At 38.2% G+C, this 26,432-nt stretch carries 19 protein-coding genes, 4 pseudogenes and 1 riboswitch; of the genes and pseudogenes, 18 read left to right on the forward strand and 5 right to left on the reverse strand.

What is annotated here, in order from left to right:
- Positions 1 to 51 precede the first annotated feature (51 nt).
- Both AC3ZVC_RS15315 and AC3ZVC_RS15320 read left to right on the forward strand, forming a co-directional pair.
- Positions 52 to 300 carry a YuzF family protein gene (locus tag AC3ZVC_RS15315; RefSeq protein WP_490064080.1) on the forward strand — a complete coding sequence of 83 codons (249 nt, stop codon included), beginning with the start codon at positions 52 to 54 and terminating at the stop codon, positions 298 to 300.
- A 467-nt stretch (positions 301 to 767) separates the two neighbouring features.
- Positions 768 to 1,247, forward strand: a complete 480-nt coding sequence (locus AC3ZVC_RS15320; protein ID WP_490064081.1) for a hypothetical protein — start codon at positions 768 to 770, stop codon at positions 1,245 to 1,247.
- A 322-nt stretch (positions 1,248 to 1,569) separates the two neighbouring features.
- On the opposite strand, the pseudogene AC3ZVC_RS15325 reads toward AC3ZVC_RS15320, so the two are convergent.
- Positions 1,570 to 1,668: pseudogene (locus AC3ZVC_RS15325) on the reverse strand (UGSC family (seleno)protein); the annotation flags it as partial.
- Positions 1,669 to 1,962: 294 nt separating this feature from the next.
- Here AC3ZVC_RS15325 and AC3ZVC_RS15330 point away from each other — a divergent pair.
- Together AC3ZVC_RS15330 and AC3ZVC_RS15335 are read left to right on the forward strand one after the other, a co-directional pair.
- Positions 1,963 to 3,015, forward strand: a complete 1,053-nt coding sequence (locus tag AC3ZVC_RS15330) for a hypothetical protein (RefSeq protein ID WP_490064082.1) — start codon at positions 1,963 to 1,965, stop codon at positions 3,013 to 3,015.
- Positions 3,016 to 3,028: 13 nt separating this feature from the next.
- Positions 3,029 to 4,099, forward strand: coding sequence for a hypothetical protein (locus AC3ZVC_RS15335; protein WP_490064083.1), 1,071 nt, complete (start codon positions 3,029 to 3,031; stop codon positions 4,097 to 4,099).
- 127 nt (positions 4,100 to 4,226) lie between these two features.
- On the opposite strand, the gene AC3ZVC_RS15340 is transcribed toward AC3ZVC_RS15335, so the two are convergent.
- Positions 4,227 to 4,760, reverse strand: a complete 534-nt coding sequence (locus AC3ZVC_RS15340) for a UGSC family (seleno)protein (protein ID WP_490064085.1) — start codon at positions 4,758 to 4,760, stop codon at positions 4,227 to 4,229.
- 65 nt (positions 4,761 to 4,825) lie between these two features.
- Positions 4,826 to 5,866, reverse strand: coding sequence for a hypothetical protein (locus tag AC3ZVC_RS15345; RefSeq protein WP_490064086.1), 1,041 nt, complete (start codon positions 5,864 to 5,866; stop codon positions 4,826 to 4,828).
- 346 nt (positions 5,867 to 6,212) lie between these two features.
- Between AC3ZVC_RS15345 and AC3ZVC_RS15350 the strand changes: the two genes are divergently transcribed.
- Positions 6,213 to 8,033 (forward strand): LysM peptidoglycan-binding domain-containing protein, encoded by a 1,821-nt coding sequence (locus AC3ZVC_RS15350; protein ID WP_490064087.1) that lies wholly within the window; start codon positions 6,213 to 6,215, stop codon positions 8,031 to 8,033.
- A 346-nt stretch (positions 8,034 to 8,379) separates the two neighbouring features.
- Positions 8,380 to 9,480 carry a YkvI family membrane protein gene (locus tag AC3ZVC_RS15355; RefSeq protein ID WP_490064088.1) on the forward strand — a complete coding sequence of 367 codons (1,101 nt, stop codon included), beginning with the start codon at positions 8,380 to 8,382 and terminating at the stop codon, positions 9,478 to 9,480.
- Between the two features lie 344 nt (positions 9,481 to 9,824).
- Here the strand turns inward: AC3ZVC_RS15355 and AC3ZVC_RS15360 are convergent, their stop codons facing one another.
- Both AC3ZVC_RS15360 and AC3ZVC_RS15365 read right to left on the reverse strand, forming a co-directional pair.
- On the reverse strand, positions 9,825 to 10,436 hold the full coding sequence (locus AC3ZVC_RS15360; RefSeq protein ID WP_490064089.1) for a trimeric intracellular cation channel family protein: 612 nt from the start codon (positions 10,434 to 10,436) through the stop codon (positions 9,825 to 9,827).
- Between the two features lie 106 nt (positions 10,437 to 10,542).
- Positions 10,543 to 10,637: riboswitch (glycine riboswitch) on the reverse strand.
- A 335-nt stretch (positions 10,638 to 10,972) separates the two neighbouring features.
- Positions 10,973 to 12,067, reverse strand: coding sequence for a carbohydrate kinase family protein (locus AC3ZVC_RS15365; protein WP_490064090.1), 1,095 nt, complete (start codon positions 12,065 to 12,067; stop codon positions 10,973 to 10,975).
- Between the two features lie 338 nt (positions 12,068 to 12,405).
- On the opposite strand from AC3ZVC_RS15365, the pseudogene AC3ZVC_RS15370 reads away from it, so the two are divergent.
- The 12 genes and pseudogenes from AC3ZVC_RS15370 to AC3ZVC_RS15425 all read left to right on the forward strand — a co-directional run bounded on the left by AC3ZVC_RS15370 (position 12,406) and on the right by AC3ZVC_RS15425 (position 26,319).
- Positions 12,406 to 13,357: pseudogene (locus AC3ZVC_RS15370) on the forward strand (EamA family transporter).
- A gap of 222 nt (positions 13,358 to 13,579) precedes the next feature.
- Positions 13,580 to 14,674, forward strand: a complete 1,095-nt coding sequence (locus tag AC3ZVC_RS15375; protein ID WP_490068940.1) for a carbohydrate kinase — start codon at positions 13,580 to 13,582, stop codon at positions 14,672 to 14,674.
- A pseudogene (locus tag AC3ZVC_RS15380) lies at positions 14,675 to 15,591 on the forward strand (pseudouridine-5'-phosphate glycosidase).
- A gap of 242 nt (positions 15,592 to 15,833) precedes the next feature.
- On the forward strand, positions 15,834 to 17,081 hold the full coding sequence (locus AC3ZVC_RS15385; protein WP_490064091.1) for a NupC/NupG family nucleoside CNT transporter: 1,248 nt from the start codon (positions 15,834 to 15,836) through the stop codon (positions 17,079 to 17,081).
- Between the two features lie 66 nt (positions 17,082 to 17,147).
- Complete coding sequence (locus tag AC3ZVC_RS15390; protein ID WP_490064092.1) at positions 17,148 to 18,077, forward strand: nucleoside hydrolase; 930 nt, start codon at positions 17,148 to 17,150, stop codon at positions 18,075 to 18,077.
- A gap of 72 nt (positions 18,078 to 18,149) precedes the next feature.
- Complete coding sequence (gene rbsK / locus AC3ZVC_RS15395) at positions 18,150 to 19,031, forward strand: ribokinase (RefSeq protein ID WP_490064093.1); 882 nt, start codon at positions 18,150 to 18,152, stop codon at positions 19,029 to 19,031.
- Positions 19,032 to 19,240: 209 nt separating this feature from the next.
- A complete protein-coding gene (locus tag AC3ZVC_RS15400) occupies positions 19,241 to 20,155 on the forward strand; it encodes a nucleoside hydrolase (protein WP_490064094.1) in 915 nt (304 codons plus the stop codon).
- Positions 20,156 to 20,815: 660 nt separating this feature from the next.
- Positions 20,816 to 20,971, forward strand: a pseudogene (locus AC3ZVC_RS15405) (MFS transporter); the annotation flags it as partial.
- A gap of 14 nt (positions 20,972 to 20,985) precedes the next feature.
- Positions 20,986 to 22,173, forward strand: coding sequence for an amidohydrolase (locus AC3ZVC_RS15410; RefSeq protein WP_490064095.1), 1,188 nt, complete (start codon positions 20,986 to 20,988; stop codon positions 22,171 to 22,173).
- Positions 22,174 to 22,566: 393 nt separating this feature from the next.
- Positions 22,567 to 24,090, forward strand: a complete 1,524-nt coding sequence (locus tag AC3ZVC_RS15415) for a spore germination protein (protein ID WP_490064096.1) — start codon at positions 22,567 to 22,569, stop codon at positions 24,088 to 24,090.
- 26 nt (positions 24,091 to 24,116) lie between these two features.
- Positions 24,117 to 25,208 (forward strand): Ger(x)C family spore germination protein, encoded by a 1,092-nt coding sequence (locus tag AC3ZVC_RS15420; RefSeq protein WP_490064097.1) that lies wholly within the window; start codon positions 24,117 to 24,119, stop codon positions 25,206 to 25,208.
- Between the two features lie 28 nt (positions 25,209 to 25,236).
- Positions 25,237 to 26,319 (forward strand): GerAB/ArcD/ProY family transporter, encoded by a 1,083-nt coding sequence (locus tag AC3ZVC_RS15425; RefSeq protein ID WP_490064098.1) that lies wholly within the window; start codon positions 25,237 to 25,239, stop codon positions 26,317 to 26,319.
- The last annotated feature ends 113 nt before the right edge of the window (positions 26,320 to 26,432 follow it).

Consider the following 26,432-nt stretch of genomic DNA (forward strand, 5'->3'; position numbering starts at 1 on the left):
ACATAATATGAGCAAGGGAAAATAGATGCAAGTTGGAGGGAGCGGAATAACATGTATCGTAATGGAATGAATCAACAGGGTTCACCCAATGGACCGATGCAAGTTGTAGTCGTGGAGCCTTTTGTGTATGCAGCACTTCATAGCCTGATTGGAAAGAGAGTGGTTATTGATACATCACGCGGTCCAGTAAGCGGAACGATTGCTGATGCAAAACCCGACCATGTTGTGGTTCAGGAACATGATTCTACATTCTTTGTTCGTATAAGTGAGATCATTTGGATTATGCCAGAGTCTAAATAATTCACCCATGCTTATCTATATTTTTCACTTCTTTTTAACTTGATTGATACCTTAATTAACCATCCGAATACAAGAATAAAAGATCGAGCTGTCTGTTAGGCAGCTTTTTTTGTGTGCTCAAGGGCAATAGGGTGGCATTAGAGATATGCAAAATTGAGTAAAGCGCAGTGAGCAAAATATAGTTTGAATAAAAAGTTGCTTTCAGCTAGGAAAATGACTTATACAAAACATAGATATTTGCATTAAATAATAAGAAGAATAACAGAAAAAGAGATAACGATCATATCTGGAGTTGTGATTATAGGAGTCTCTCTTTAATAAGGACTTATTACTCCTCTGATCAATAAATGGACGAACATAAAGTAGCAGCACAAAATAAACAGCCAATAGTCTATTTAATCGCGACTGACCAATCAAAACAGAGAAGGTATCATCTTTTAAAAATAAATGGAAAGAAGGAATGTAAAATGCTTAGCTGCGAAAATCGGAAAGGACTTACTGTAAGTTCTGGTCCGATTCATATCCCTGCTTTAAATCAAGGGAACCTTGTGAATGACAGACTTGTTATTACTATTAAAAATCACTCCAATCAATCATTTCAAGCGAGCGTTATCGTCGAAGAGTGCAGACCTGATCTAACCACTACAATCATGCTTCCCTCTGCTAGTAATATTAACGAAAGAACGTTAACTTCTTTTCCTAAAGAGACAATTCCTGGTACCAAGTGCAGAGTATATAATGTAGCAATACCAGTTAATTCGTTTCCTTTTATTAAAGTGACTTCCAAGGGTGACTATGAAGCAATTGAAGGAAGACCAGCAGGTGGCAAACTGGAGATTAGCGTAGTAGCTGGCACCGGAAGAACACTTACAGATCTTCCTGCACATGGACTGCGAATTGCTGATGCAGCCACATTTGTCCCTTATGGAAGCTGGTTTATTGAATAACTTGATTCTAATTTCTCCCTATTAAGTTCTTGCAGAAATGTCCTGGTACAAAATAGATAGGGACAGGCCCTACACAGTTAATTACTATGTGAAAGGATAATAGAGAGACAAGTTTAATTCGAAGTTCCTCCCCAATGCTGGGTGATAAGAGAAAGAACTTAATTAGTGCTGCCAAGGTGCTAAACTTAAAACTCAAAATAATTAGCAGATAAGGAGAGTGCACACAAGCCAGAAGTTCTATCTCCTAGTTTAGCGGTTCACAATAGTTAGACATAAAGACAAAAAGCCTTCCATCAAGCGATGAAAGGCTTTTTGCATGTAATCACTCTTTCGTCAGAACAGCCAGAACTTCATCGGTGATTCTTTGCGCTTCCTGCTCTAATGCAGCGGAAAGGGCGGTAGCGATCGGGTGAAACACTTCCGTTTCCATTCAAGTTATGAGTATGCCTTGATTTGAGGCTAGAGTACAGGAAATTAAAAAGGTTTTTGAGTTATAAGGGAATAAGGCTTCAGCAAGTTTGATTAAAGTTTCTTTTACATATGTCATAGGAATTGAAGTGTGAATTGCACACGTTATTTTTGAATTTACCTGAGTCTTTATATGGGAAAATGAATTCAATTGTCCAATTTTGGAAACCTTAAACCATATTATATGAAACGTGGATACATAGCTCCTATCCTTAACCAATCCATGATCCTACGGAGGTGTGAAGTATTGGCAAATAAGATTGTAAATTTATGTATATATGTTACTCCCAGAGATGGGGTCGAAAGTATTGACATTGAAAATGATGTAAAAAGGGCATCGTTAATTTGGAATCAATGCGGAATCGAATTCAAGGTTAAGAAGAAGTTTACATCAATTGAATTGCCGGATTTGGCCAATTTTTCATTTGCTGATAAAGAAATAACCCATTGTGGGGACTTAACAAATGCTCCAAATACGGCAGTGAATATAAGGCTTGAAAAAATGTTCGCATTTCGTCCGGAATGTGATGAAACGGATGTGGCTGTCTATTATGTGAGCGGAAAAACGTTTTCAGATGGAACCACAACCTCCTGTTTCTACCCTCAACAAGTCGCTGGAAAAAAGCTGTTCTCTATTGTATTAACAACCGGTGCGATAAATACAGATTATCTTGCTCATGAGCTTGGACACGCATTATTTGTTCGTCCTAATGGCAACTATGATGATCCTGATCCGAAAATGGATCCTGCAGATAAAATTCACAATACTGATCAATGTTACTTGATGCACGTTCCGGTAGGCGGGATTAAAATCACTCAACCACAATGTGTACTTGCGAATAAAAGCACCCTATTAAAGGAACCGATGCCACCTGCTGACCTGTTTCGGCTAATTAAAATCGATGGTACTTTGTATATTAACGACTATGATTGGCCTGATGATGATGACTCTAAAACCTTTGTCTTACCCCATAAAGAGTTGAAGGTGAATCCCTTCAATATAGTGAATACTTGGGAGTTCTCACATGTTGTCGATGAAGTTCGGGTCAAGGTGATACTAGAGTTTTGCTGGAGTATGAATTCCTCCATCACTCTTAATTCTTTCTTATTCCTATATGAAGGGGTCAATGGCAAGACGACCGATGATCTTGATGGGCTTCAATTATCAACGGATATCATTCCTAAGGATGCTCAAAATTTTGCGGTTGAATCGAATGTTATTAATGTAGAAGAAGATGAAGTTGATGATATTGGGTATTTAAAGTTATTTATTTCTAACGATATAGACCCGAACCCATAAGGAGGTTAGAAAATTGAGTAACAAGTGTGTAAAACTTTGTATCTATATAACTCGCGGTGTTAACAAGAGTGATAACGACATTCTGGAAGACGTGCGTAAAGCTTCAGCCATTTGGACTCAATGCGGGGTGGAATACAGGATCAAAAACAGGTTTACACCTATACAGTTACCAGATCTGGACGTTTCTTTTCAAAACAACGAAATCACATTTTGCGGCACTCTATCGAATGCTCCGGATACGGCAGCAAATACTAAGCTTAAACAATTATTGGCTGTTCGGGAAGAATGCACGGAAGATGAAATTGCTGTCTATTATATCGGGGGAGATACTTTCGAAGATGGCGTATCAACCTCTTGTTTTTACTTCCAAGAAGTCGATAACCAAAAGCGATTCTCAGTATTATTAACAAAAGGCGCCACTTCCGATCATTTAGCTCATGAACTTGGACATGCTCTATTGGTTCGTGAAAATGGAAAGTATGATGATCCAATTAATCCGGATCCAGCTGATAAGATCCACAACACGGACCCATGTAATTTAATGAATAAAGCAATAAAAGGTATTAATATAAAGGAGAGACAATGTGTAATTGTGAATGACAGTCCGCTCTTAAAAGAGTGGTCGCCGCCTTCAGATATGTTCAGGAACATTCGTTTGCGGGGCAGTTTACTTATCAGGGACGATGATTCATCTATATTTGATCCTCATGCAGCTGATACAGAAACCCATATCATTAAGCCCTTTGTAGAAAAGCTTGGACCTTTGAAAACGCATGAAGCTTATGCTATTGGCATTTTTACGACGGATGAAGTCCAAATCTTTATTGATTACGACTGGACATGGAATTTTGATTCCTCTATAACACTCGAAATAGGCATGCGTTTATATGAAGATGACGATATAGCTGGCGGACTCATTTTCGATGACCTCGATGGCAAGAACTCAAAAATAGTGAAAATACCAAAAGATGCAGTTGATTTTGAAGTGAAATTAAATGTTTTGAACGAGGATGAAAATGAACCAACGTTTGGAAGCCTTAAGCTTTTTATTTCTAACGAGATAGGCTTTTCAGGAGACAATTAACTCATAGATTTTTATTATAAAAGAGAAGGCACAGTAGCTGGAAGTTACTGCGTTCTTGAGGTTCACGTAAGTTGGATATAAAGACAAAAAGCCTTCCATCAAGCGATGAAAGGTTTTTTGTATGTAATCAATATTTAGTCAGAACAGACAGAACTTCACCGGTGATTCTTTGCGCTTCCTGCTCTAATGCTGCGGGAAGGGCGGTAGCGATCGGGTGAAACACTTTAACGATATGGTAATCCTTGAATCCCTGTACCTGGGCGGCAGTTGTCCCCTGTACCATAAACTTATCAGTACAGATGGCTGCAGAAGGGATCCCGAGTTTTTCTAAATAGATTCCATCAAGCACACTGCTTGAGCTGCATGACCCTCAGTCGCCGACACCTGCTACAACGGCATGGCAGGACTTCAATTGATCGAGCATAGCGTCAGGAAACGGCAGGGAAGGGTTCTTTTTATCGAACCAGACGACTTCCGCATGATGATTTTCCCGAAACTCCTCAGCCAATGCTGATAAGAATACATCAGAATTTCTTTTTCCGTTGTTGATAAAGGCAACTCTTTTACCGCTTACATCGGATAGCCTGGGAGCCAAATGGTTTTCTGTTTCCACAGGACCTTCGGTTGGATCAAGTACAATAACCTTATCTGTCAGAATCAATTCTTTTCCTCCTTTCGCAGTTTTCTATCCGCTGCGAGTCAAACTGACCCGTTTTAGCAATCACTTCATGTAAAGCCTGACAGACGAACCTGCTTCGTCACCGCAATGGATTGACTGACACTTCCCCAGCCTGGGATGAAAGAAGAGAATCTTCCGGCAGGACCGCCTCCGGTTACCAGCAGGAGATCATCCGGTGAAGGGAAGGCAGTAACCCATTCGTCTTCTCCATTAGCCACTGGTTCCAGTCTCAAGCCAAACTGATAAAACTCCGATTTTTTTCTTCTGGCATGTCCGAAAAGAAAATCCTTTACTCTGGCTTTATCCCATCCATGCTCCAATAGAGTGGTCACATGTTCGGGGCAAAGCACAAGCGCACATTGCGTGCTTCTCTGCATATGGAAGGTTGCCACATTGGTTATCATGTCCGCAATAGACATCAGAATCCCTTCCGGCTTATGTGCGACATGGTTGTTAATCTGGTGAGGCCCTTCTGAAGCAAAAGCAGTCACTGTGCTATCACTTCGATTAAAGCCCCTCTCTAGATGAAGGGGATCCCATTCAGGAACATCCGCTTCCCCAATGCAAAAGCTGATTTTTCCCGGATGTCCGATTGTCGTTTGGTCGAATTGAGAGGAGCCGCCTGCATTCTTCATGATCAGGCCAATCGCCCGTCCAATGGTCGCATTCGCTCGATGGGCGCCTCCCATCAGGTTTTTCCCGGTATTGAGCCCGATTTGATGAATAATCGGACCGTTAACGATCAAAAGGATGGACGCGCCACCTGTACTTGCTGTAGGACCGTGAACGCCAAATTTCGGATCCAGCACAGCCTCCATAGCCGCCATGACGACCGGCATATAAGCAGGGATGCAGCCCGCCATTACGGCATTAATTGCCACTTTTTCAGCCGTAATGAACCGGTTTCTCTCTGGGATCGTTCCTACAATGTCAGACGGCTGTGCCTTTACATAATCAAGCATTGCCTGAACTCTCTCAGGGGTAGGGGGGATAATCGGTAGACCATCTGTCCAGCCCTTTTCGAAAAAGTGGTCTGCTGCTTCCTGAGCTAGGTTGAATTCTAGTGTCTTGGAAGAAAGTTGGGTCATTGTGTCACCTCCTATGTAAATACTTTTTCTGCCATTCTATTATATCGTATTTAAGTTAATTTATAAAAATATTTAGACTATTTAAACAACAAGTGTATTTGATTAAATAAGGTCAAAATCTTAAGTAGCCAGACAAGGAAAGAATTATCTTATTGCCGGCCTATCAGCAGAAGCTATACAGAATTGTCATAGGGCTATCGTTAGAGGAATGAGTTTTTAAATCTAATTCTTCCCCCGATTCATTGAACCTCAGACTTCCCACTGAATAATATATGGGCAGAGAGTGTGTACCTAATTAATACCTCAACTTTACTTGTGGGAATTTTTCTTTTGGGAAGTGAAGATCATGCAGACTTTTTATACAGTACGTTCAGGTGATACGCTGTATGGGATTTCCAGCAGGTGGGGAATTCCGGCTGATTCTCTTATTGCGGCAAATAATTTGAAGCCTCCTTACACGATTTATATAGGTCAACAGCTGTCCGTTCCACCTGGAGTTGACGTTGTGCGTGTTAGGCAAGGAGATTCAGTGTATAAGATATCACAATTATACAAAGTTCCGCCTTCATTGATCATAGAGGCGAATCAGCTTCAGCCACCCTATGTCATTCAGCCCGGTCAATTATTAAAGGTTCCGCCAGGTGTTCTTTATTACATCGTCCAGCCAGGAGATACATTGTATCAGCTAGCAGTACGATTTAATGTCATAACAAACGGGCAGCCAAATTATGAGCTTATTCGAACTGTTAACCAGCTTCCATCCTTCCAAATAGTTCCAGGAGTGAAGCTAAGGATTCCATTTGCCCCTCCTGGCGGCCAAGGCCTGATTGCCTATACTTCTGATCGGGGAGGGCAATATGATATTTGGTTATATAATCCCCGGACAGGGGAGAACGTGCAGCTCACCAGTGGATTGGGTGACTCCTTCTCAAGTCCAGAATGGTCACCGAATAGCAGGAGAATTGCGTTTGTCGGAAAGAACAGAATTGTAAATGTTATTGATGTTGCAGCAGCTACCATTGCTCAAATTGACCAGATGGATGCTGAGGCAGAATTCAAATTGGATTGGTCGCCTGACAGCAGCCAAATTACTTATACGAAGCAAGGCCACATTATCTTGTACAATGTTCTGTCTCATCAGGCACAATTCATTCAACTGCCTGATTCAACAGATGTTCAATGGTTTCCGAGCGGCAGGGAACTGCTTTTTCAGGCACCGGATGCATCAGGAATGAGTCAGCTTTTCCGAATTCAAACAGACGGATCCGGGAAACAGCAAATTACACGTAACACAGGAGGGCGGCTTAATAATGCTCAGCTATCGCCCGATGGAAGCTTTGTCCTTTACACAACACCAGGCGTCAGCATTTCCATCATTCACACCGTTGAGCTTTCAACAGGCAATGTGTTTGAAGTAAAAGGCGGGCCCCTTGCAAAAAATTATTATCCGACATGGTCTCCTGATTCTTCGAAAATTGCCTATAGCGCTACCGCCTATGAAGATAGAGGATATTTTTCACAAGTTCGAACGGTGGGGAGGCGAGGAGAAGAGGATCGAATTTGGGCTATATCCAATTGCTTCGCATCGCCTGTCACGTGGTCAGCAGACGGAACAAAAATAGCCTATCTTAGCGGGTGCAAGGAACAGGAATTTGCCAGCGAAATGTGGGCTATCGACCTCCGTCACCCCGTCCCGATTCGACTAATTGCTGGAATTAACATTCAGTCACTTCAATGGTCTCCGACTTCCATCATGGATGGTACCCTAAAGAACACATATACGAACACCGTCTATAAGGTTCAATTCCAATATCCGTCGAACTGGCAAAAAGTGAACGAAGAAAGATACGAAGGTGCTGACGGTTTTTTTCAAATTTCGGCCATTTCAGCTGGTGAAAACTTGGATGAGGTGTGCCGTGGGGAAGCTTTCCATCCATTAAGGCCCTATGGATCCATGCCAAGCATACTGAAGGCTCGAGTCCAAAGCCAGGAAGCCTGCTACATTTTCCCCTCTGCGGACCAGCCAGCAGAAATGTTGAATCAATCCGCTTTAATTGTAAGGTATCCAACTCCCGTTATAATCCAAGGAGAAACTTACAATTACTTTATCTTATGGGCAGACAAAATGCATTTGAAGGAAATTGCTTCGAGTTTAACTTTTTTATAGAACATGGGGGCTTGTCCCCCGGTTCGTTAAATTGTTACCGTACTTGGGGGACAGGCCCACACACTATTTAATCGATTCCTTCACTCATCAAAAAATAGGAAAACTGTATTTCATTGTACCAACTCTCCGTGAAATTATTCAAACCAAAAGTTTATACAATCCTTCCAAAACTTTTTGGGGGTGCTTTTCTTTTGGGATTTATGAAAATCCTATTTTTGAGAAAATTTAGAACTCTTTTTGTTCAGATAAACAAATCATTTATCCTATCTTTTAGTATTTACACAAATAGATTTCATCTTTAAATTGTTATACTTAAGAAAGAGACAATTCGAGGGGGGGAATCTAAATGAAAAAAATTCTAAAAAATGGAAGCGCTTTTATAGGTGTAATCGTGGGTGCTGGATTTGCTTCCGGGCAGGAAGTTCTTCAATATTTTACTAGTTTTGGTCTTATGGGTATTTTCGGCGCAATTATTGCAACCGCTTTATTTGCTTATGCCGGAATGACATTGGTATGGTTAGGCAGCAGCATGAAAACTGCATCACATAAACATGTGATCTATAAGATAAGCGGCCGGTATCTAGGGTTAGTTATTGATTATATTCTTATTTTTACATTGTTTGGTGTAGGCGTAGTAATGATAGCAGGTGCAGGGTCAAACTTAAATCAGCAATTTGGTGTGCCTGTCATAATAGGAACAAGCGTTATGACGATTCTTGTTCTTTTAACCGGGATGTTAAAGGTTGACCGTGTTGTTGCTATCATAGGCGGGATTACCCCATTCTTAATCTTCTTTGTGATTATCATTTCTATCTATAGTTTTATAAATGCCGACGGATCATTCCTCACTTTAGATCGTGTAGCCAAGGAGCATCCAACTACTCTTCCAAATTGGTTTATTTCTGGTATTAATTATGTGTCCTTTAATACGGCAGTAGGTGCATCTATGGCAATCGTTATGGGTGGAGCAGAAAACAATCGTAGAACTGCCGCATTAGGTGGATTAGTCGGAGGTATTGGGCTGGGTGTTCTCATTCTGCTGAGCCATCTAGCTATTTTTTCTAAGATTGAAAGTGTTGGCAGTATGGATATGCCAATGTTAGCTATTGTTAATAATATTTCTCCTGCTCTAGGTACCGTTATGTCGATCGTTCTCTTTGCAATGATTTTCAATACAGCGATCAGTATGTTTTTCTCATTTGTGGCTCGTTTTTCAAAGGTAGGTACACCAAATTTTAAAAGGTTTTTCGTCGTAACAATGATTGTAGCATTTGCTGCAAGTTTCGTAGGATTTACAGATCTTGTTAGCCACTTCTACCCACTAATTGGTTATCTTGGATTGATCCTAATTGCCGTTTTAATGATTGCACCAATTAGAATGAAGACGATTCAAAAAGGAAAATACCATGAAAGCGAAACGTATACAAAAAAAATAGTGAACAGCTAAATACTAAACCAATAATATTATAAAGAAGGAGAGCAGTGTATAAATACGTTGCTCTCCTTCAACTATAGTATCTTTTTTTCACTTTTACCTCTTTTTAACAATCCTAAAAGAACCTTATTTCAATTCCACTCTAAATTTGATATTGATAGGGGTGCGGTCTTGTCGCCACCAAATCAATGGGAATGTTATTACAATTATTTAAACATGGAGAAAGATGAATCATATATTGAAAGAGATTTAATGTATTTACCAAATTCAAATTTTCATTCGAAAATAGACACATAAAAAGCTCACTCTGAAGTGAGCTTTTTATGTTTAGAGAATGTATAAATCAGAACCTGTTTTTAATCTTCTTGTTGTTTTTGAATTGTTCTAGTAGGTAAACTCCAGGCGAATCGATGCGAAATTACTCGTAATATTAAAGTAATAGTAAAAAGAATATAGAATTGATAGGACTCTGATAACCACTCCATGCCTATAATAAACCCGGCAAAAATTGCCCATAAAAGATATACATCCTGACGTAAAACAATTGGCTTTTGTTGAGCTAAAACATCACGAATAATTCCTCCACCTGCACCGGTTATTGCGGCTGAAAACATAACAGCAAATAGAGGTAAGTTAATTGATTGTGCATACATAGCCCCCTGAACAGCAAATGCCGACAAGCCAATTGAGTCAAAAATACTCCATTTCGTTAGAAGTTTAACTGCGCTACTTGGCAATAAGATGACGATACTTATGGTGATAATAGCAACGATAAAAAGAGTGGTTTGCTGCCATAATTCTATGATAGGAATACCAGTAAAAAGGTTTCTAATAGCGCCGCCGCCAAATGCAGTAATTAATCCTAGAACATAGGCGCCAATAATATCGTATTTTACTTTCAACGCAATGACAGCCCCACTCATCGCAAAGGCAATGGTTCCGATCACGTTCAAAACATCCCAAACCATACAACCCCCCCTAATCATTGAGTAAGTATCTATGTCCTTGTACCTGTGAGTTTTACCTATGTTAGAAGGCCTACCCCGTGGGTGTGTGAAGCACTATCCAGAGAAGCGTTCTGCAGTGGTCTTTTTTACCTAAGAGATTCAACTTTTCTAAAGATTTTCCCTTTCGGTGACGTACCATACATTCTCTCCTACAGCAGTCTTTCGCAAGTTTTATTTTTATAATTATACAGTATAGAAGGCAGGCTTATTTAGTGTAAGTGAAGTAAAAAGAGAGTGGAAGGTAGAAAAAGGCCAGTGAGAAGTGGGAAAGGATTCATGTATAGGTAAGAGGGGCGAACTGATTTCATATAACCACTTGGCCCCCGAAGGTTTGCAAAACTTCAAATTGCCCGCTATAGATCATGAGGATTGGTTTTCGATCTTGGGTACGGTATATCGGTGACTCAAAAGATCGTTATATAACGACCTTTTGAGTCATCTTTTTTTAAAATGATCAATATAAAGTTGCAGCCTAAACCTCTGTTGCTTCCCGAATTTCACCTCGAAACTTCCTTTATTATTTCATGAAGTTTTTCAGGTTTTAAAAATGATGATATAGATTCTTCAGTTTGAAGGGTAAGAGCAGCACCTGCAAGTCCTAATTGGCAAGCACTAAATAATGATTCTTCGTTCATGATTCCATATATGGCACATGAAGCAAATGCGTCATCAGCCCCTGTGACATCCACAAAATTCGTTTTGAAAGGAGACAAATGCCCGGATTCCTCAGCAGAGAAATAAAAAACCCCTTGGTCACCAAGCGTGATGATAATTTTTTGGACGCCACGCTTTCTAATTTTTTCACAAGCAATTTGGCAGTCCTTGATTGAGTCAATTTTTATGTCAGCAAGGATTTCTGCTTCTTCTCGGTTAGGGAGTATTAGTTCTACTCCGTCAAGGCAAAAAGGAAGTTTTTGTGCTTTGGCTGAAGATACAGGGTCAATATACAAAGGAATGTTTACATCTCTGCAGCGTTTAATCATATAACTTATACATTTCTTGGGAATATTCGTATCCAGAAAAACGGCTTGTGAGGCAGCAATATGGGACCATTTTTCCTCGAACATGGAAGTTGTTATTCTTTCGTAAATAGTCATATCAGCCATGGAGACAATACTTTCACCATCAATATCTAACAAGGTCGTATAAGTCCCGGTCCGTTCTGTTGGCAGCACCCATACTTGACTAATATCAACTCCTACACTTTTCGTTTCCTTTAGTAACCAGTTTCCCTCTTTATCGTCTCCTACACAAGCAATAAGAGAAGTGTTAACACCGAGCCGACTTAAATTTTCGGCAAAATTTCGTGCTACACCGCCACAAGTCTCCGTAATTTTTACTGGATTTGATGAATAGAGACGCACCTTCTCATTTGTTCGCGCTTTCCGGTCTGTGTTTACTCCTCCAATACATACGATCGACGATTCGTCTCTCAGTATATAGCCACGGCCTTTGATTTCACCGCGTCTCGTCAGGTTAGCAATATAATTAGCAACTGCAGGTCTTGATAAACCGACTTTACTTGATAATTCTTGCTGTGAAATGAAAGGATTCATTCTTATGTGATGTAAAATTTGTTGCTCTTTATCCATGAAACAACCTCATTCTCCTTAAACGTTAGTTTAATTGATAAACAATTGTTTGTAAATGCTTTAATCTTAAACCCCATTTTAATAGATTATTTATCGGCTATCTTTATAACAAAATTGCCTTACCGGACAACATTTTTGCTACTGGCAAAAGATAAATAATACATGAGCTAAATGATCTGGACGGTTGATTTAGTCAATCCATTATAACTAAAAAATAGATTGCAAAAAAGTCTATCGGTAATTTATATTGGAGATTATGATTTTTTTTGAAATTTTTAAAATCATAATCAAATTCAATTCAATAAAAAATTGTACGAGGAGGAAGTAGAATGATGAGGATGTATCTTTATCCCCTGTTGGTAGTGATAGCAGCTAGTAGTTATGGTGTAGTTTCAACCATCATAAAACTAGCAATGCGCAGTGGTTTTTCGGTCTCAGAAGCAGTTACAAGTCAATTTTTTATCGGCTTTTGCATCGCTGTTGGTATTTTCCTGCTTACAAACAGAACAAAATTAAGCCTTAATGGAGTAAAAATTCTTATTTTTGCTGGCGTTTTAACAGGGTTAACAAATATTTTATATGGTCGTTCATTAAACTATTTGCCTGCTTCTTTGGCAGTTGTCCTGCTGTTTCAATTTACATGGATAGGCATGTTGATTTCTTGTATAACAAAACGCCAATTTCCAAGTCGAATTGAATTACTATCTTTAATCATATTGGTAGCAGGAACAATACCAGCAGCTGGTTTAATTGATGTTGGTTTATCTCAAATACCTTTTCAAGGGTGGTTATGGGGGTTAGCAGCAGCTCTTTGTTATTCCCTATTTTTATTTGTTAATGGAAGAGCAACTGCAAGTATGACTACTTCTAATCGGTTAGTATTGGTTTCTTTCTTTGCTTTTATGATGTCGGCAGTGTTTCAGTCGCCGGAAATTATTTGGAATGGGACTTTGTTTAACGAAGGACTATGGATTTATGGTTTGGCATTGGGGTTATTTGGCATGATCATACCGGTCTTCCTATTCAGCGATCGCAGTTCCTAAAGTTGGTTTAGGTATGTCATCGATATTGAGTGCGATTGAATTGCCAATCGCGGTAATGGTATCAGTCATCTTATTAAGTGAAACGGTTACTGCTCTTCAAATAGTTGGTATCGTAACCATTATTCTCGGAATGAGTTTACCAGCCATGCTAGATAGAAATAGATTGTTAAGAAAAAATAAAATTTCAAAACAAAATGCAAAAAATCAATCTAATATGCCAGGTGAATTTAAAAAACATATTAGTTGATGTTTGCATTTCACGTTCACTAGTTGCCCCTTTTCACAAAACAAAGCTTTGGTGATCTTCTTTTTTATTTAATTATTTTAAAAAAATAAAGAGAAAATAAAAGAAGAAATAGTTAATTTTTATTTAAAGCACTATTGACAATCCAAAATGAAACCGTATACTAAACATATGTTCAACCAATAAACATTTGTTTTGAAAGGGGGGTATAAAATGACTGATGAAATGAATGAAAATGAAAAATTAATATTAGATATGATTAGAGAAAATCCATTTATTTCGCAACAGGAATTATCTGAAATAGTAGGAGAATCAATGTCGTCCGTTGCGAATATTATTTCTGGATTAATCAAGAAAGAATATGTTTTAGGCAAGGCTTATGTTTTAAATGAAACAAATCCTATTATTTGCATTGGCGGAGCTAACGTCGATCGAAAATTCTATGCGAAATATGAAATTACTCATGAAACGTCTAATCCAGTCAAATCTTCTACATCGGTAGGAGGAGTAGCAAGAAATATTGCGGAAAACTTAGGAAGATTAGGTGAGGAAGTAATCTTATTATCAGCAAGAGGCAACGATTCAGAATGGGAAGAGATTTATGATTTATCATCCCCTTTTATGAATTTGGAGCATGTCGCTCAATTTGAAAATTCGTCAACAGGTTCCTATACAGCCGTTTTAGATAAAAATGGTGATTTATCAGTCGCATTAGCAGACATGGATGTTTATGAAAATATTACACCTGAGCTGTTGATCAAAAACAGCAATATTCTTAGAAGAGCTAAATGTATCGTAGCGGATTTGAATTGTCCAAGTGAAACGATTGATTTTCTCTGTTCTTTCACATCTAAACATCATATTCCATTAGTCATTATCCCTGTCTCGGCGCCGAAAATGAACAGGCTTCCAAAAACGCTGAATGCAGTGAGCTGGCTCATCGTAAATAAAGATGAAACAGAAACGTTTATGAACATGAAAATCAATGATAAGGAAGATTGGGAAGATTCAGTTAAGAAGTGGTTAGAGTTAGGTGTACAAAATGTGATTGTGACCAGTGGATCAAAAGGTGTGATGGCGGGAGTTGAAAATGGAGAGATTCATTATTTCCCAGCTATCGAAACACCAATGGTTGTGGATGTTACAGGTGCAGGAGATTCATTTTGTTCAGGAGTTATTTATTCCTGGCTGCAAAAGAAAGAAATGGACTACATTATCAAATCAGGGCTGGTCAATGCACACAAAACAATTATGTCAAAATATACAGTTAGACAAGAATTATCTCAAAAACAATTTATGTTAGATATGGAGGAAATTTAAATGAAACAATACATTGAATTATCTGCAGAGGTACAACAAGCAAAAACGGAAGGTAAAGCAATCGTAGCATTAGAATCAACTATTATTTCTCATGGTATGCCTTATCCTCAAAACGTAAAAATGGCTCGTGAAGTTGAACAAATTGTTCGTGATAACGGTGCTGTTCCAGCAACAATTGCGATCATTGATGGAAAAATTAAAATTGGTTTAACAGATGATGAATTAGAGTTATTTGGTAAAAGTTCCGATGTTGCTAAAGTATCAAGACGTGATTTAGCGCAAATTATTGCTACAAAACAACTAGGTGCAACGACTGTTGCAACAACAATGATTTGTGCTGATTTAGCAGATATCAAAATCTTTGTAACAGGTGGTATTGGCGGGGTTCATAAAGGGGCAGAGACTACTATGGATATCTCAGCTGACCTTGAAGAATTAGCTCAAACGGATGTAGCTGTCATTTGTGCAGGTGCTAAATCAATCCTGGATTGGCTCTTACACTAGAATACCTTGAAACAAAAGGGGTACCTGTAATTGGATATGAAACTGAGTACCTCCCAGCATTCTATACTAGAAATAGTGAACATAAATTAAACTTCTCTACTGATTCAATTGATGTTATTGCAGAGACATTAAAAACGAAATGGGAATTAACCCTTAAGGGTGGAGCAGTAATCGCCAACCCGATTCCTGAAGAACATGCGATGGATGAAGACTATATCAATGGAATTATCGATCAAGCAGTTAAAGAAGCAGAAGAAAAACAAATTATTGGTAAAGATAGCACACCATTTTTGCTGGGTAAAATTAAAGAATTAACGAACGGCAAAAGCCTTGATGCCAATATCGAATTAGTAAAACACAATGCTAAAGTAGGATCACAAATTGCCGTTAGCTTCAATAACAAAACGAAATAAATCTTAGTTCATAAACTAGGAATAAATTCAACTTCTATAAAGTGAAATATCTCATAATATTGGCTTCTGCAATATTTAATAGACCTAGACTTTATAGAAGTTGTTTTTTCATTCATTTTGAAAACGTTAACATTTAAAGGAAGAGGCTTTACTTGAATTTTATATTCATAATGACTGAAGTATTGTTTGTTTTTATTATTTAGTAATAATAGACAATAAATATATTTTAAGGGGGGATCATTTTGAACTTTCTATGGGGAGTTTTGGGTGTTCTTTTTATTTTAGGCATAGCTTTCCTATTTTCAAATAATAAAAAAGGGATTAACTACCGCACAATCATAGGCGGGCTCGCTATTCAAGTCTTCTTTGCTTTCATTGTTTTGAAGTGGGAACTTGGGCAATCCGCTCTTAAATGGTTGTCTTTGAAAATTCAAGCCATATTTGACTATTCCAATGAGGGGATTACGTTTTTATTTGGTGGTTTAATTGGGAATGAAAATATAGGATTTATATTCGCTTTTCAAGTGTTAACCGTTATCGTTTTCTTCTCATCACTTATTTCTGTCCTATATTACCTTGGAATTATGCAAATGATTATTAAAATAATTGGTGGCGGACTTTCAAAGCTATTAGGAACAAGTAAAGCAGAATCAATGTCTGCAGCTGCTAATATTTTTGTTGGACAAACAGAAGCACCTCTTGTCGTTCGACCATTTATTGCAAAAATGACCCAGTCAGAGCTTTTTGCTGTGATGACAGGTGGTTTGGCATCGGTTTCTGGATCTGTCTTACTTGGATATTCATTATTAGGCGTTCCTCTTGAGTATCTTTTAGCAGCTAGCTTTATGGCTGCACCGGCAGGGTTAATTATGGCTAAAATGATGGTTCCTGAAGATGAAACAGCTGCAGCAGTTGAAGCATTTGAAGGATCCGAAACACTTGAACCATCCCAGGAAGCGAAAATCGAAAAAGATGAAGGGCCGGTAAATGTGATTGATGCAGCAGCACGAGGAGCATCTGATGGTTTAGGACTTGCCCTTAACGTAGGTGCTATGCTACTTGCATTTATCGCTTTAATAGCATTAGTGAACGGATTATTAGGTGGGGTAGGGAATTGGTTTGGCTTTAAGATTTCCCTTGAAATGATTTTAGGCTGGTTATTTGCACCAATTGCTTTTATCGTTGGAGTACCATGGGCTGAAGCAATTCAGGCTGGCAGTTATATTGGCCAAAAAATTGTCTTAAATGAATTTGTCGCATACGCTGCGTTTGCACCAGAGATGGGAAGTTTAACTCCAAAAACAAATATTGTTGTTAGTTTTGCTTTATGTGGGTTTGCTAATCTTGGTTCCATTGCTATTCTCTTAGGCGGTTTAGGCAGCCTTGCTCCAAGCAGGCGATCAGACATTGCCAGGCTCGGTGTTCGTGCTGTTATAGCAGGTGCTTTCGCTTCACTTCTAAGTGGTGCGATTGCGGGAATGTTATTTTAAGTCTATCATTCTTAAAAACTAGAACTGATGCGGGAAATTAGAAATTTTTAGTAGAGGTGAAATAGGATGAGTAAAAGAAAAATCATTTTGGACTGTGATCCAGGACATGATGACGCAATAGCCATTATCTTAGCTGCTGTACAGCCAGAATTAGAGATTTTAGGCATTACCACCGTTTCGGGAAATGCAGAAATCGAAAAAACGACCAATAATGCGTTGAAAATTTGTGATTTAGTTTCATTAACAGATGTCGTTGTTTCAAAAGGGGCGAGTGAGCCATTGATTCGAGTAAGAGAAACAGCACCTGGTATTCACGGAGATTCAGGTTTGGATGGCCCTGAGCTGCCTGAACCATCACGCAGCTGGAGTAAAGAACATGGCTCTGATACCATTGTTAGATTAATAAAAGAGTCAAAAGAGCCTGTTACCATTCTTCCGACAGGACCATTAACAAATGTGGCATTAGCTTTATCAAAAGCACCAGAAATTAAGGACAATATTGAAGAGATTGTCCTGATGGGCGGGGGAACATTTGGCAACTGGACACCAACGGCTGAGTTTAATATTTGGGCTGATCCAGAAGCTGCAAAAAAAGTATTTGATAGTGGTATTCCAATAGTAGTTATGGGACTGGATATCACACATCAAGCCTTGGCAACAAAAGCAGTGATTGATCAAGTGAATAAAATCGACAACAAAGTTGCCAAAATAGTTGGAGAATTATTAGTGTTTTTTGCATCAACATATAAAGAAATGTTCGATTTCGATGGGGCACCAGTACACGATGTTTTAACTGTCGCTTATTGTGTTGCACCAGAATTGTTCAAGATGAAAGAAGTCAATATAACAGTGGAAACGAAAGGCGAATTTACAGCAGGAACCACGTTAATTGATCTGCATGGTGTAACGGGTAGAGAAATTAATGCTAGGTTTGGACTAGAACTTGATGTTAAAGGGTTTTGGAAACTAATGATTGATGCACTTAAAAAATACTAAAATCGAATATCGAAGGAAGCAAGTTAGATGAAAAATATTTTGCTAGAGAAACGTTAAATGGGAGGTGATAGTATGATTACCATAATTGGAAGTATAAATATGGATTTAGTTGTTGAAACAAATCACGTACCTCAAAACGGAGAAACGACGTTAGGAACCTCTTTTACAACATATTTTGGCGGAAAAGGAGCAAACCAAGCAGTTTCGATAGCGAGATTAGGGAAGGAAGTTCAAATGATTGGTGCTTGTGGTGCTGATGATTATGGCAAGATGGCGTTGACTTCATTGAAAGAAGAAAGCATAAAAACAGATCATGTGTTTATATTGCCTGATGAAACAACAGGTATTGCTACAATCATCGTATCTAATGCAGATAATAGAATTATTGTCGTTCCTGGGGCAAATAATCGATTGACTTCCAAAGAAATAGAACTTGTTAAAAATGAAATTATGAAAAGTGAAATGGTGGTCATGCAGTTGGAAATACCATTAAACACAGTTCATACCGCATTGAAAATATGTAAGGAACACAATATTCCTGTGGTATTGAATCCAGCACCGGTCAATCATTTTCAACATGAATTTATTGATTTGGCAACTTATATAACACCAAATGAATCTGAATGCAGGAGTATTTTTGGTGAAAATATTGAACAATCATTAGAAAGGTATCCTAATAAATTAATTGTCACTTTAGGTGAAAAAGGTGCCCGTTTTTATAATGGTAAAAAGCATATATTCATTAAAGGTTTTCATACGAATCCTGTTGATACAACAGGTGCTGGTGATACTTTTAATGGAAGCTTGGCTGTTGCATTAACAGAAGGAAAAAATATAGAAGAAGCAGTAAGATTTGCAAATGCAAGTGCTTCTATAGCCGTTGAGAAAAAAGGTGCTCAAAGTGGCATGCCTTCATTAGAAAGAGTTTTAAACAGGTTGAACTTAGAAATATGACATTTTTAAATATGATGAATCATAAAACTCCTCCCAGCCTAGTATGGGAGGATTCATTGGTAGAGGATTTGAGTTTGAACCTCCGCCTGTACATGACGTCTGTCGTACAGCGTATTGTACCAAACCTTCTGTTGTTAAGGAGGAAAAATTACGGGGTAATGTAGAGACATCCGAAAGATAATTTGAACGATTGATTGGAGTGAATAGATATGAAGCCGATTATATTAGATGTTGATACTGGGATTGATGATGCCTTAGCCATGTCTTATGCCTTAAACTCTCCAGAATTAGAACTCCTTGGTTTTACGACCTGCTTCGGTAACGTATCAGTAGCTGAAGCAACGCGTAATACACTTGCAGTTTTAGAAAAAGCAGGGAAGCGAATTCCTGTTTACGCAGGAGCCGATCAAACTTTCACTCGCAGGAAAAAAAAGGGGTGGGCAAAACATGTCCATGGAGAGGACGGTTTAGGCAATACCCTGAAGAACGATCCAATTGCACAAGCGGAAAGTCAATTTGCACCGGAGTTTATGATCGAACAGGTGAAAAATCGCCCACATGAAATAACGATCATCGCCGTTGGTCCACTGACAAACCTCGCTCTGGCAATAAAAAGAGCACCGGAAATCATCCCTCTCGTGAAAGAGGTTGTTATTATGGGAGGGGCTGTAAAAGTACCAGGGAACGTGAATGCCTATGCTGAAGCAAATATGATCGCTGATCCCGAAGCAGCCGAGTATGTTTTTTCTTCAGGATTAAAGGTCACCCTTGTGGGACTAGATGTAACAATGCAGACCTTATTGCCAAAAGCGAAGCTTAATGAATGGCGTGCTGCTGGAAAAGAAAATGCTCATTTTTTTGCAGACATGACTGAGTTTTACATCGAGTATTATGAATCTTTTTATCCTGGTATTGGCGGCTGTGCTCTTCATGACCCACTTGCAGTGGGGGTTGCGATCGATTCAAGTTTTGTGACGATGGAAATAATGAACGTGAAAGTTGTCACAGAAGGTGAAGAGGCAGGGAGAACAGTCGGTAACCAGGAAGGTGAGCCAAGGATTCGTGTCTGTACGGAAGTAGAAGCGGAGCGATTTTTAGACCATTTTCTTAGCAAAGTGGTATGATTTAATGAGTTAATGCAGAGGGCTGTTAGCAGCTCTCTTTTTTATTTAACAATCAGGCTTAATGGAGCAAGTGCTGTTTCTTATAAAGTATGATAATTTATATTAAAGTTCGATTAATGATTGATGATGTATAAAATAGTGATATTTAATTGCTAGTGAATGGTCTTTTTATTCCTATTTAACGGTTAAAGCGATTCATTTTTTTGATATTAGAAAGCGATTATATGAAAAAGTCATTGTGGCGAGGAGGCTTCAATGGCTTTTTTGCATTTTAGCGGAATAGTTTTTTCAATGGTTATTCCTGTTAAATTAAAAATTAACCTGCTTTTTTTGACGTTAATCAGATAGTGAAATATTTTACTTCTTACAAGAGAAATATGCGCAAATAATGACTCACTATTTTTAGATTGCTTTTTTATCATTAACTTGTAGAAAACAGTTAGATGGTCATATGCAGCTTCAGGGGGGAAGGAAAATGAAAAAGACGATATGGAAGTTTATCCAGCAATAGCAGTCAGTAAGATCCCCATCTCAAAGTTTCGCAAGTTAAACCCGGCAAATCTATCCTTTTTGTATTAGCGTAAATTATTTAACAATAAGAAGCCAAGAATATAAAAAATATTCCAATTGGTTTTATTGAATTATCAGGAGGTTTTAGTCATGGAAACAAGTTATAAAGGTACAGATAAAATGATTATAGGAATAGTGTTTGGGGTTATTACATTCTGGCTCTTTACACAAGCAATGGACAATGTGGTTCCTGCTGTTCAAGAAGATTTGGGCATTTCAATTGGTACGGTGAACATTGCCATTAGTTGGGTGAAGAGATTATGAGAAGTAAATTAATGCAAATGCTAGAATCCCGTAAAGATGAAATGATTGAAATTCGCAGGCATCTTCACGAAAATCCCGAGCTTTCTTTTAAAGAAGAAAAGACAGCTCAATATATTATTGATTTTTATAGAGGAAAGAACGTAGAAGTTCAATCGAATGTAGGTAATGGATACGGAATTATCGTGACCATTAAAGGTGGAAAGCCAGGAAAAAACATCGGTCTTCGGGCTGATTTTGATGCGCTGCCAATCGTTGAAGAAGTGGAAGTACCCTTTAAATCAAAAAATGAAGGCGTTATGCATGCGTGTGGTCATGATGGCCATACAGCCTACTTGTTAGTCTTAGTGGATTGCCTTATTCAATTAAAAGATGAAATTCCTGGTACAATCAAAATTATTCATCAGCATGCGGAAGAAGTTCCGCCAGGCGGGGCGAAAAGTATTGTCGATTCCGGCATACTTGACGATTTAGATAATATATTTGGCATCCACCTGCTGCCAATGGCCCCAGCAGGAGTTGTTGGATATCACGCTGGATTTTCTTTTAACGGCAGGGCTTATTTGAAATTAAAAATTCAAGGGAGAGGTGGTCATGGTTCCTCACCACATCTAGCGAATGATGCCATTGTGGCTGGTGCTCATTTCGTTACAGCCGTTCAAACGATTATTAGCCGCCGATTAAGTCCTTTTGATATTGGTGTGATTACGATTGGTTCTTTTGATGGAAAAGGAACATTCAATGTCATTAAAGACAGTGTAGAGCTTGAAGGTGATATCCGTTATATGACTGTTGAAACAAAAGCAACCATTGAAAAAGAAGTTAAACGTCTTGTAAAAGGGCTTGAAGAAGAATTTGGTGTAACATGTGATCTAACCTATACGAATGATTATCCACCTTTATATAATGATCCTGCAGTAACAGCAAAGGTTGCTGAGTTTCTCAAGAATGCTAATGATAAAGATATTAAGGAAGTAAAGGAATTTCCAGCAATGCCGCCATCTGAAGACTTTGCTTACTATGCTGAAAATTTCCCTTCCTGCTTCTTTTACATTGCGTGTACACCTAAAGGAGTAGAAAAACCTTATTTTAATCATAATCCTAAATTTGATATCGATGAAGATGCCCTTCTTGTGGCAGCAAAGGCAGTAGGATATGTTGTTTGCGGTTATTATGAGTTAGATTAGGAAAAAGAAAAGAATTGTTTGTAAGGTATCGTATAGATGACCACATGCTTGGGTGTATGACATTTGAGTTTTTGACTTATGACAATAAATGGGGCCATTGGGGAAGTGGCTGGTTTTTTTTGATGCTATTGGTTAGGCGCATTCGCCATTAAAGGTGCAAACTATGCGGTTTCGATTAAGGCACCATTTATTGCCGTAACCATAGCAGCTACCATTACAGGAGCAGATTTGTGATGATACGAGATGTATTTGCAGGTGTTTTTGTACTGGAAATTTTAATAGGAGGTTCTATAGTCATTTTAATTACGTATTTAATTGTTTTGAACATAATTCCAATACTGTTGTTAAATACTACACTTACCAAATGATTTCTTGGCAGGATTAGGTGAAGAAATGTTTAGAAAGAAGAGAGTACGACAACAACCCAAAAGAAAGTATGAAACTGTAGAAAAAACGATAAGTGAAGTATTTGAAAAGGCAAACAAGTCAAGCGATTTTTCAACCATCTCCCTATTTGAAAAAAAAAATTCATTATTAATAAGTTTTTACAAAACATTGATTGATTCAAACTTACTTCAAAAGTCGGTTTTGCCTTTTCTTAAGGAAAAGGCTTCTGCAATAAAAGAGCTTTCTGATTTAAGGAATATTGTACCAATAGAAGGTATTAAAATCATAAAAGATCCCATTGAGGTTGAAAAAGCCCTTCACGATGGATTCATTGTCATATATTTTAAAGACGAAAAGGAGGAATACGCACTCCTAAATATTAGTTATCCTCGGTTGGGTCAACGTGAAACAAATGATACACAAAATGAATTTAGTGTGATTGGGCCAAAAGTTGGTTTTATTGAGGACCTTTCCACTAATCTTCATTTAATAAGAGATCATCTGAATACTTCGGATCTGATTTTTGAAGAGATTATAGTTGGTTCAAGAGCAAGGACTAAGGTAGTACTCGCATACTTAGATGGGGTTACATATCCAGAATACGTAAATACTTTAAAACAGCGGCTTAAGGAACTTGATGTCGATGTCTCCCTTGACAATACTCAACTTGAACAATTAATTTCGGAACATAGCTCTACCCCTTTTCCTTTATATATAACAACAGAGCGGGTTGACAGGACAGTAGGATCACTTGTACAAGGCCAGGTTGTTCTAATTAGTGATAAATCATCCTATGCTGTCATTGGACCAGTAACATTAATGGAATTTTTCTCAAACCCGGAGGATTTTTACCTTCCAACAATCATTGCGTCGTTTTTTAAATTGATTCGGATATTTGGGATGTTGTTTTCCGTTTTTGCAACTGCCTTTTATGTCGCTATATTAACCTTTCATTTTGAAGTTGTACCGAAGGATTTATTAGGTCCTATTATTTTTTCACGGGCGAATGTTCCTTTTCCGCCTGTAGTAGAGGTCTTATTTTTAGAGATTACCATTGACCTATTGAGAGAAGCAGGGGCCAGGCTGCCAACAAAAATTGGACAAACCCTTGGGATTGTTGGGGGGATTGTTATTGGTCAGGCAACGGTTGAAGCGGCCCTTACGAGTAACATTTTGCTGATTTTTGTAGCACTTGCAGCGCTGTCTTCCTTTACTACACCCATTTATAAAATGTCTAATGCGGTCCGATTATTACGATATCCTTTTATCCTGCTCGCAGCTATATGGGGAGGCTTAGGTATTTATGTAGGATTAATCTTTTTAATCGCACATTTAGCTCGACTAAAATCATTGGGAGTCCCATTTCTACTCCCAATTTATCCTTACCGAAAAGGTGGAGTTGCTGTTTCCTTTGTAAGGCCCAATTATGTAAAAAACGATAAGCGTCCTTGGTATTTGAGACCATTAAGTATAAAGAGATATTCACCTGTTTCAGATAAAGACCCAGATGAAGGTCTTAATACTGAATAATTTTTTCCATAAAGGCTGGATAAAAAATGAAAAAATGGCGAAAGCATCACGTTTTATTCTTACTATTGGTTTGTATCGTTTTTCTTTTTGGCTGCTCAAGAACGAGAATCATCGACAAAATTAGTATTGTCCATGTATTTGGGTTCGATCAAGCCGATAATGGTGAATTAATAGGAACGGCGTTATTCCCTGAATATACCAAAAGTAAAGACAGTGATCAAATTCATTATTTAGAAGAACAAGCACCAACTGGTGATCTATTTGTACCAAAGATGGCGACACTTACCAGTGCACCAGTTGAACTGGCAAAAATTAGGGTTTTGTTATTTGGGAAAAGTTATGCTGAAGCAGGCATTCAAGATATGGTGGAACGATTTATTCTTAACCCTCAGCTCGGGACAAATATTCAAATTGCTGTTTCTACGCATTCTGCAAGGGAAACGCTAAACACATTTAAAAAGGAAAGATCACTTACCTTAGCTGAACGGATTCAACATAATATGCAGGGACAGGCTCTGCCTAACATGAACCTTCATGTTTTTTTAAATCACTTTTATGGAGAAGGAATGGATGCTTATGTTCCTATGTTAACCATGGACGAAAAAGATCGGGTAAAGATCGAAGGGATTGGCATATTTAAGGATGACAAATTAAAGCTCCATTTAAAACCGGAACAAACGATTTTATTTTCATTTATTGAAGATGATCGCACACAAGCAACCTATCAAATAGAGCTTGACGAGAATGATCGAAGAGAAAAGATAACTGTTCGGGCCTTCCAAAGTAAAAGTAATTGGGATTGGGATCAGAAGAAGGAACAATTATATCTTCGTTTACAATTAAAAATGATCCTAACTCAGTATCCAGATCGATTTAATGTTGAAAAAGAGGGAGATGTCATGGAGATGAAGAAATTAATTGTAGATAAGTTAGAAAAAGGGATGGGGGACTTATTGGCAACCCTTAAAGATAATGAAGTAGATCCCCTAGGGATTGGAAATATCGTGCGAACAAAGGATAGGACCTGGGCGGAAGAATCCTTTTATGAGCAATATCCTACCCTGCCAATCTATGTAAACGTGAATTTACAAATCTTACATTCTGGCCTTGAAGGCTAGCTTATTAGGATGGATTATTATGAACGCGATGGTGAAAGAAAATAAAATGGTATCGCCCTACTTTCTGTTCTTTCTGATGCATTCCACACAGACAGGGGTTGTTGTTTTATCATTTCAAGCAAATATCATTGGGGGAGCAGGCCATGATGCATGGATCCCTGTCTTAGCATTGGGTTTAATGATGCATGCTATCTTTTTGATGATGCTATATATCTTGAAGCATTCAAGTGCTGGAGATATCCTCTCCTTCCACAAGGAAATTTTCGGAAAGGTTTTTGGTGGTATGTTAAATATCATCCTAGCGAGCTATTTTTCGATGGTTAGTTTATTCACTTTACATACCTATATCGATATTCTCCAGATTTGGGTGTTTGATGGAATAGCTAGCTGGGAATTCTCATTGCTTTTTTCTGTTCTTATTTTTTATATTGTTGCGGGAGGGTTTAGGGTTGTAACGGCGGTGGCATTCTGGGGTGTAGTTATTCCTAGTCTCCTGCTGCTTTCACTATTATATTTACTTGATTTTGTTGAGGTTTCCTATCTCCTCCCTTTCTTTCAATTTGGAGCGAAGGACTTTTTCATCTCTGCGAAAGAAGCCTCACCGCTCTATCTAGGATTTGAGACTGTACTCGTTTTTTTCCCATTTATTAAAGATAGGGAAAAGTCTCCCAAATGGGGGCACTTAGCATTACTGTATTCAACTTTTATATATACGATGATCACGATCATTGCATTTATGTTTTTTACGCAAGGAAAGCTGGAACATTTAACATGGCCTACTTTGACCATGATTAAAATTATTCAGTTTCATTTTTTAGAGCGTTTTGAGTTTATTTTTATTTTTACATGGCTATTAGTGGTTATGCCTGTGATTTGTATTTATCTGTGGTCGGCTATTAGGTCTATTAAATTGACGATTCCTAATGTAAAAGCGACTTACGTATTAGTTGGATTACTTGCCGTTTTCCATTTTGTTAATAGCAAATTAATTGAAATACAATATTCCCATCTTATGGACCAAATCGTTGGTTATAGTGGACTCATCTTTCTCTTTTGCTACATTCCATTACTCTTTTTGATTTCTGTTGTTAGGAAAAAGCTCAAAAAGTAAGGTGTCTTCACCAAGGATTAAAGCTTTTAATCTGTGAAAATAAATATGGGATTTAAAAAACACCTCCAAAATCGTATAGGTATTAAATACGATTAAAAGGGTGTTTTTTCCTT

This window comes from Cytobacillus sp. C11.1 (genome assembly GCF_058145115.1).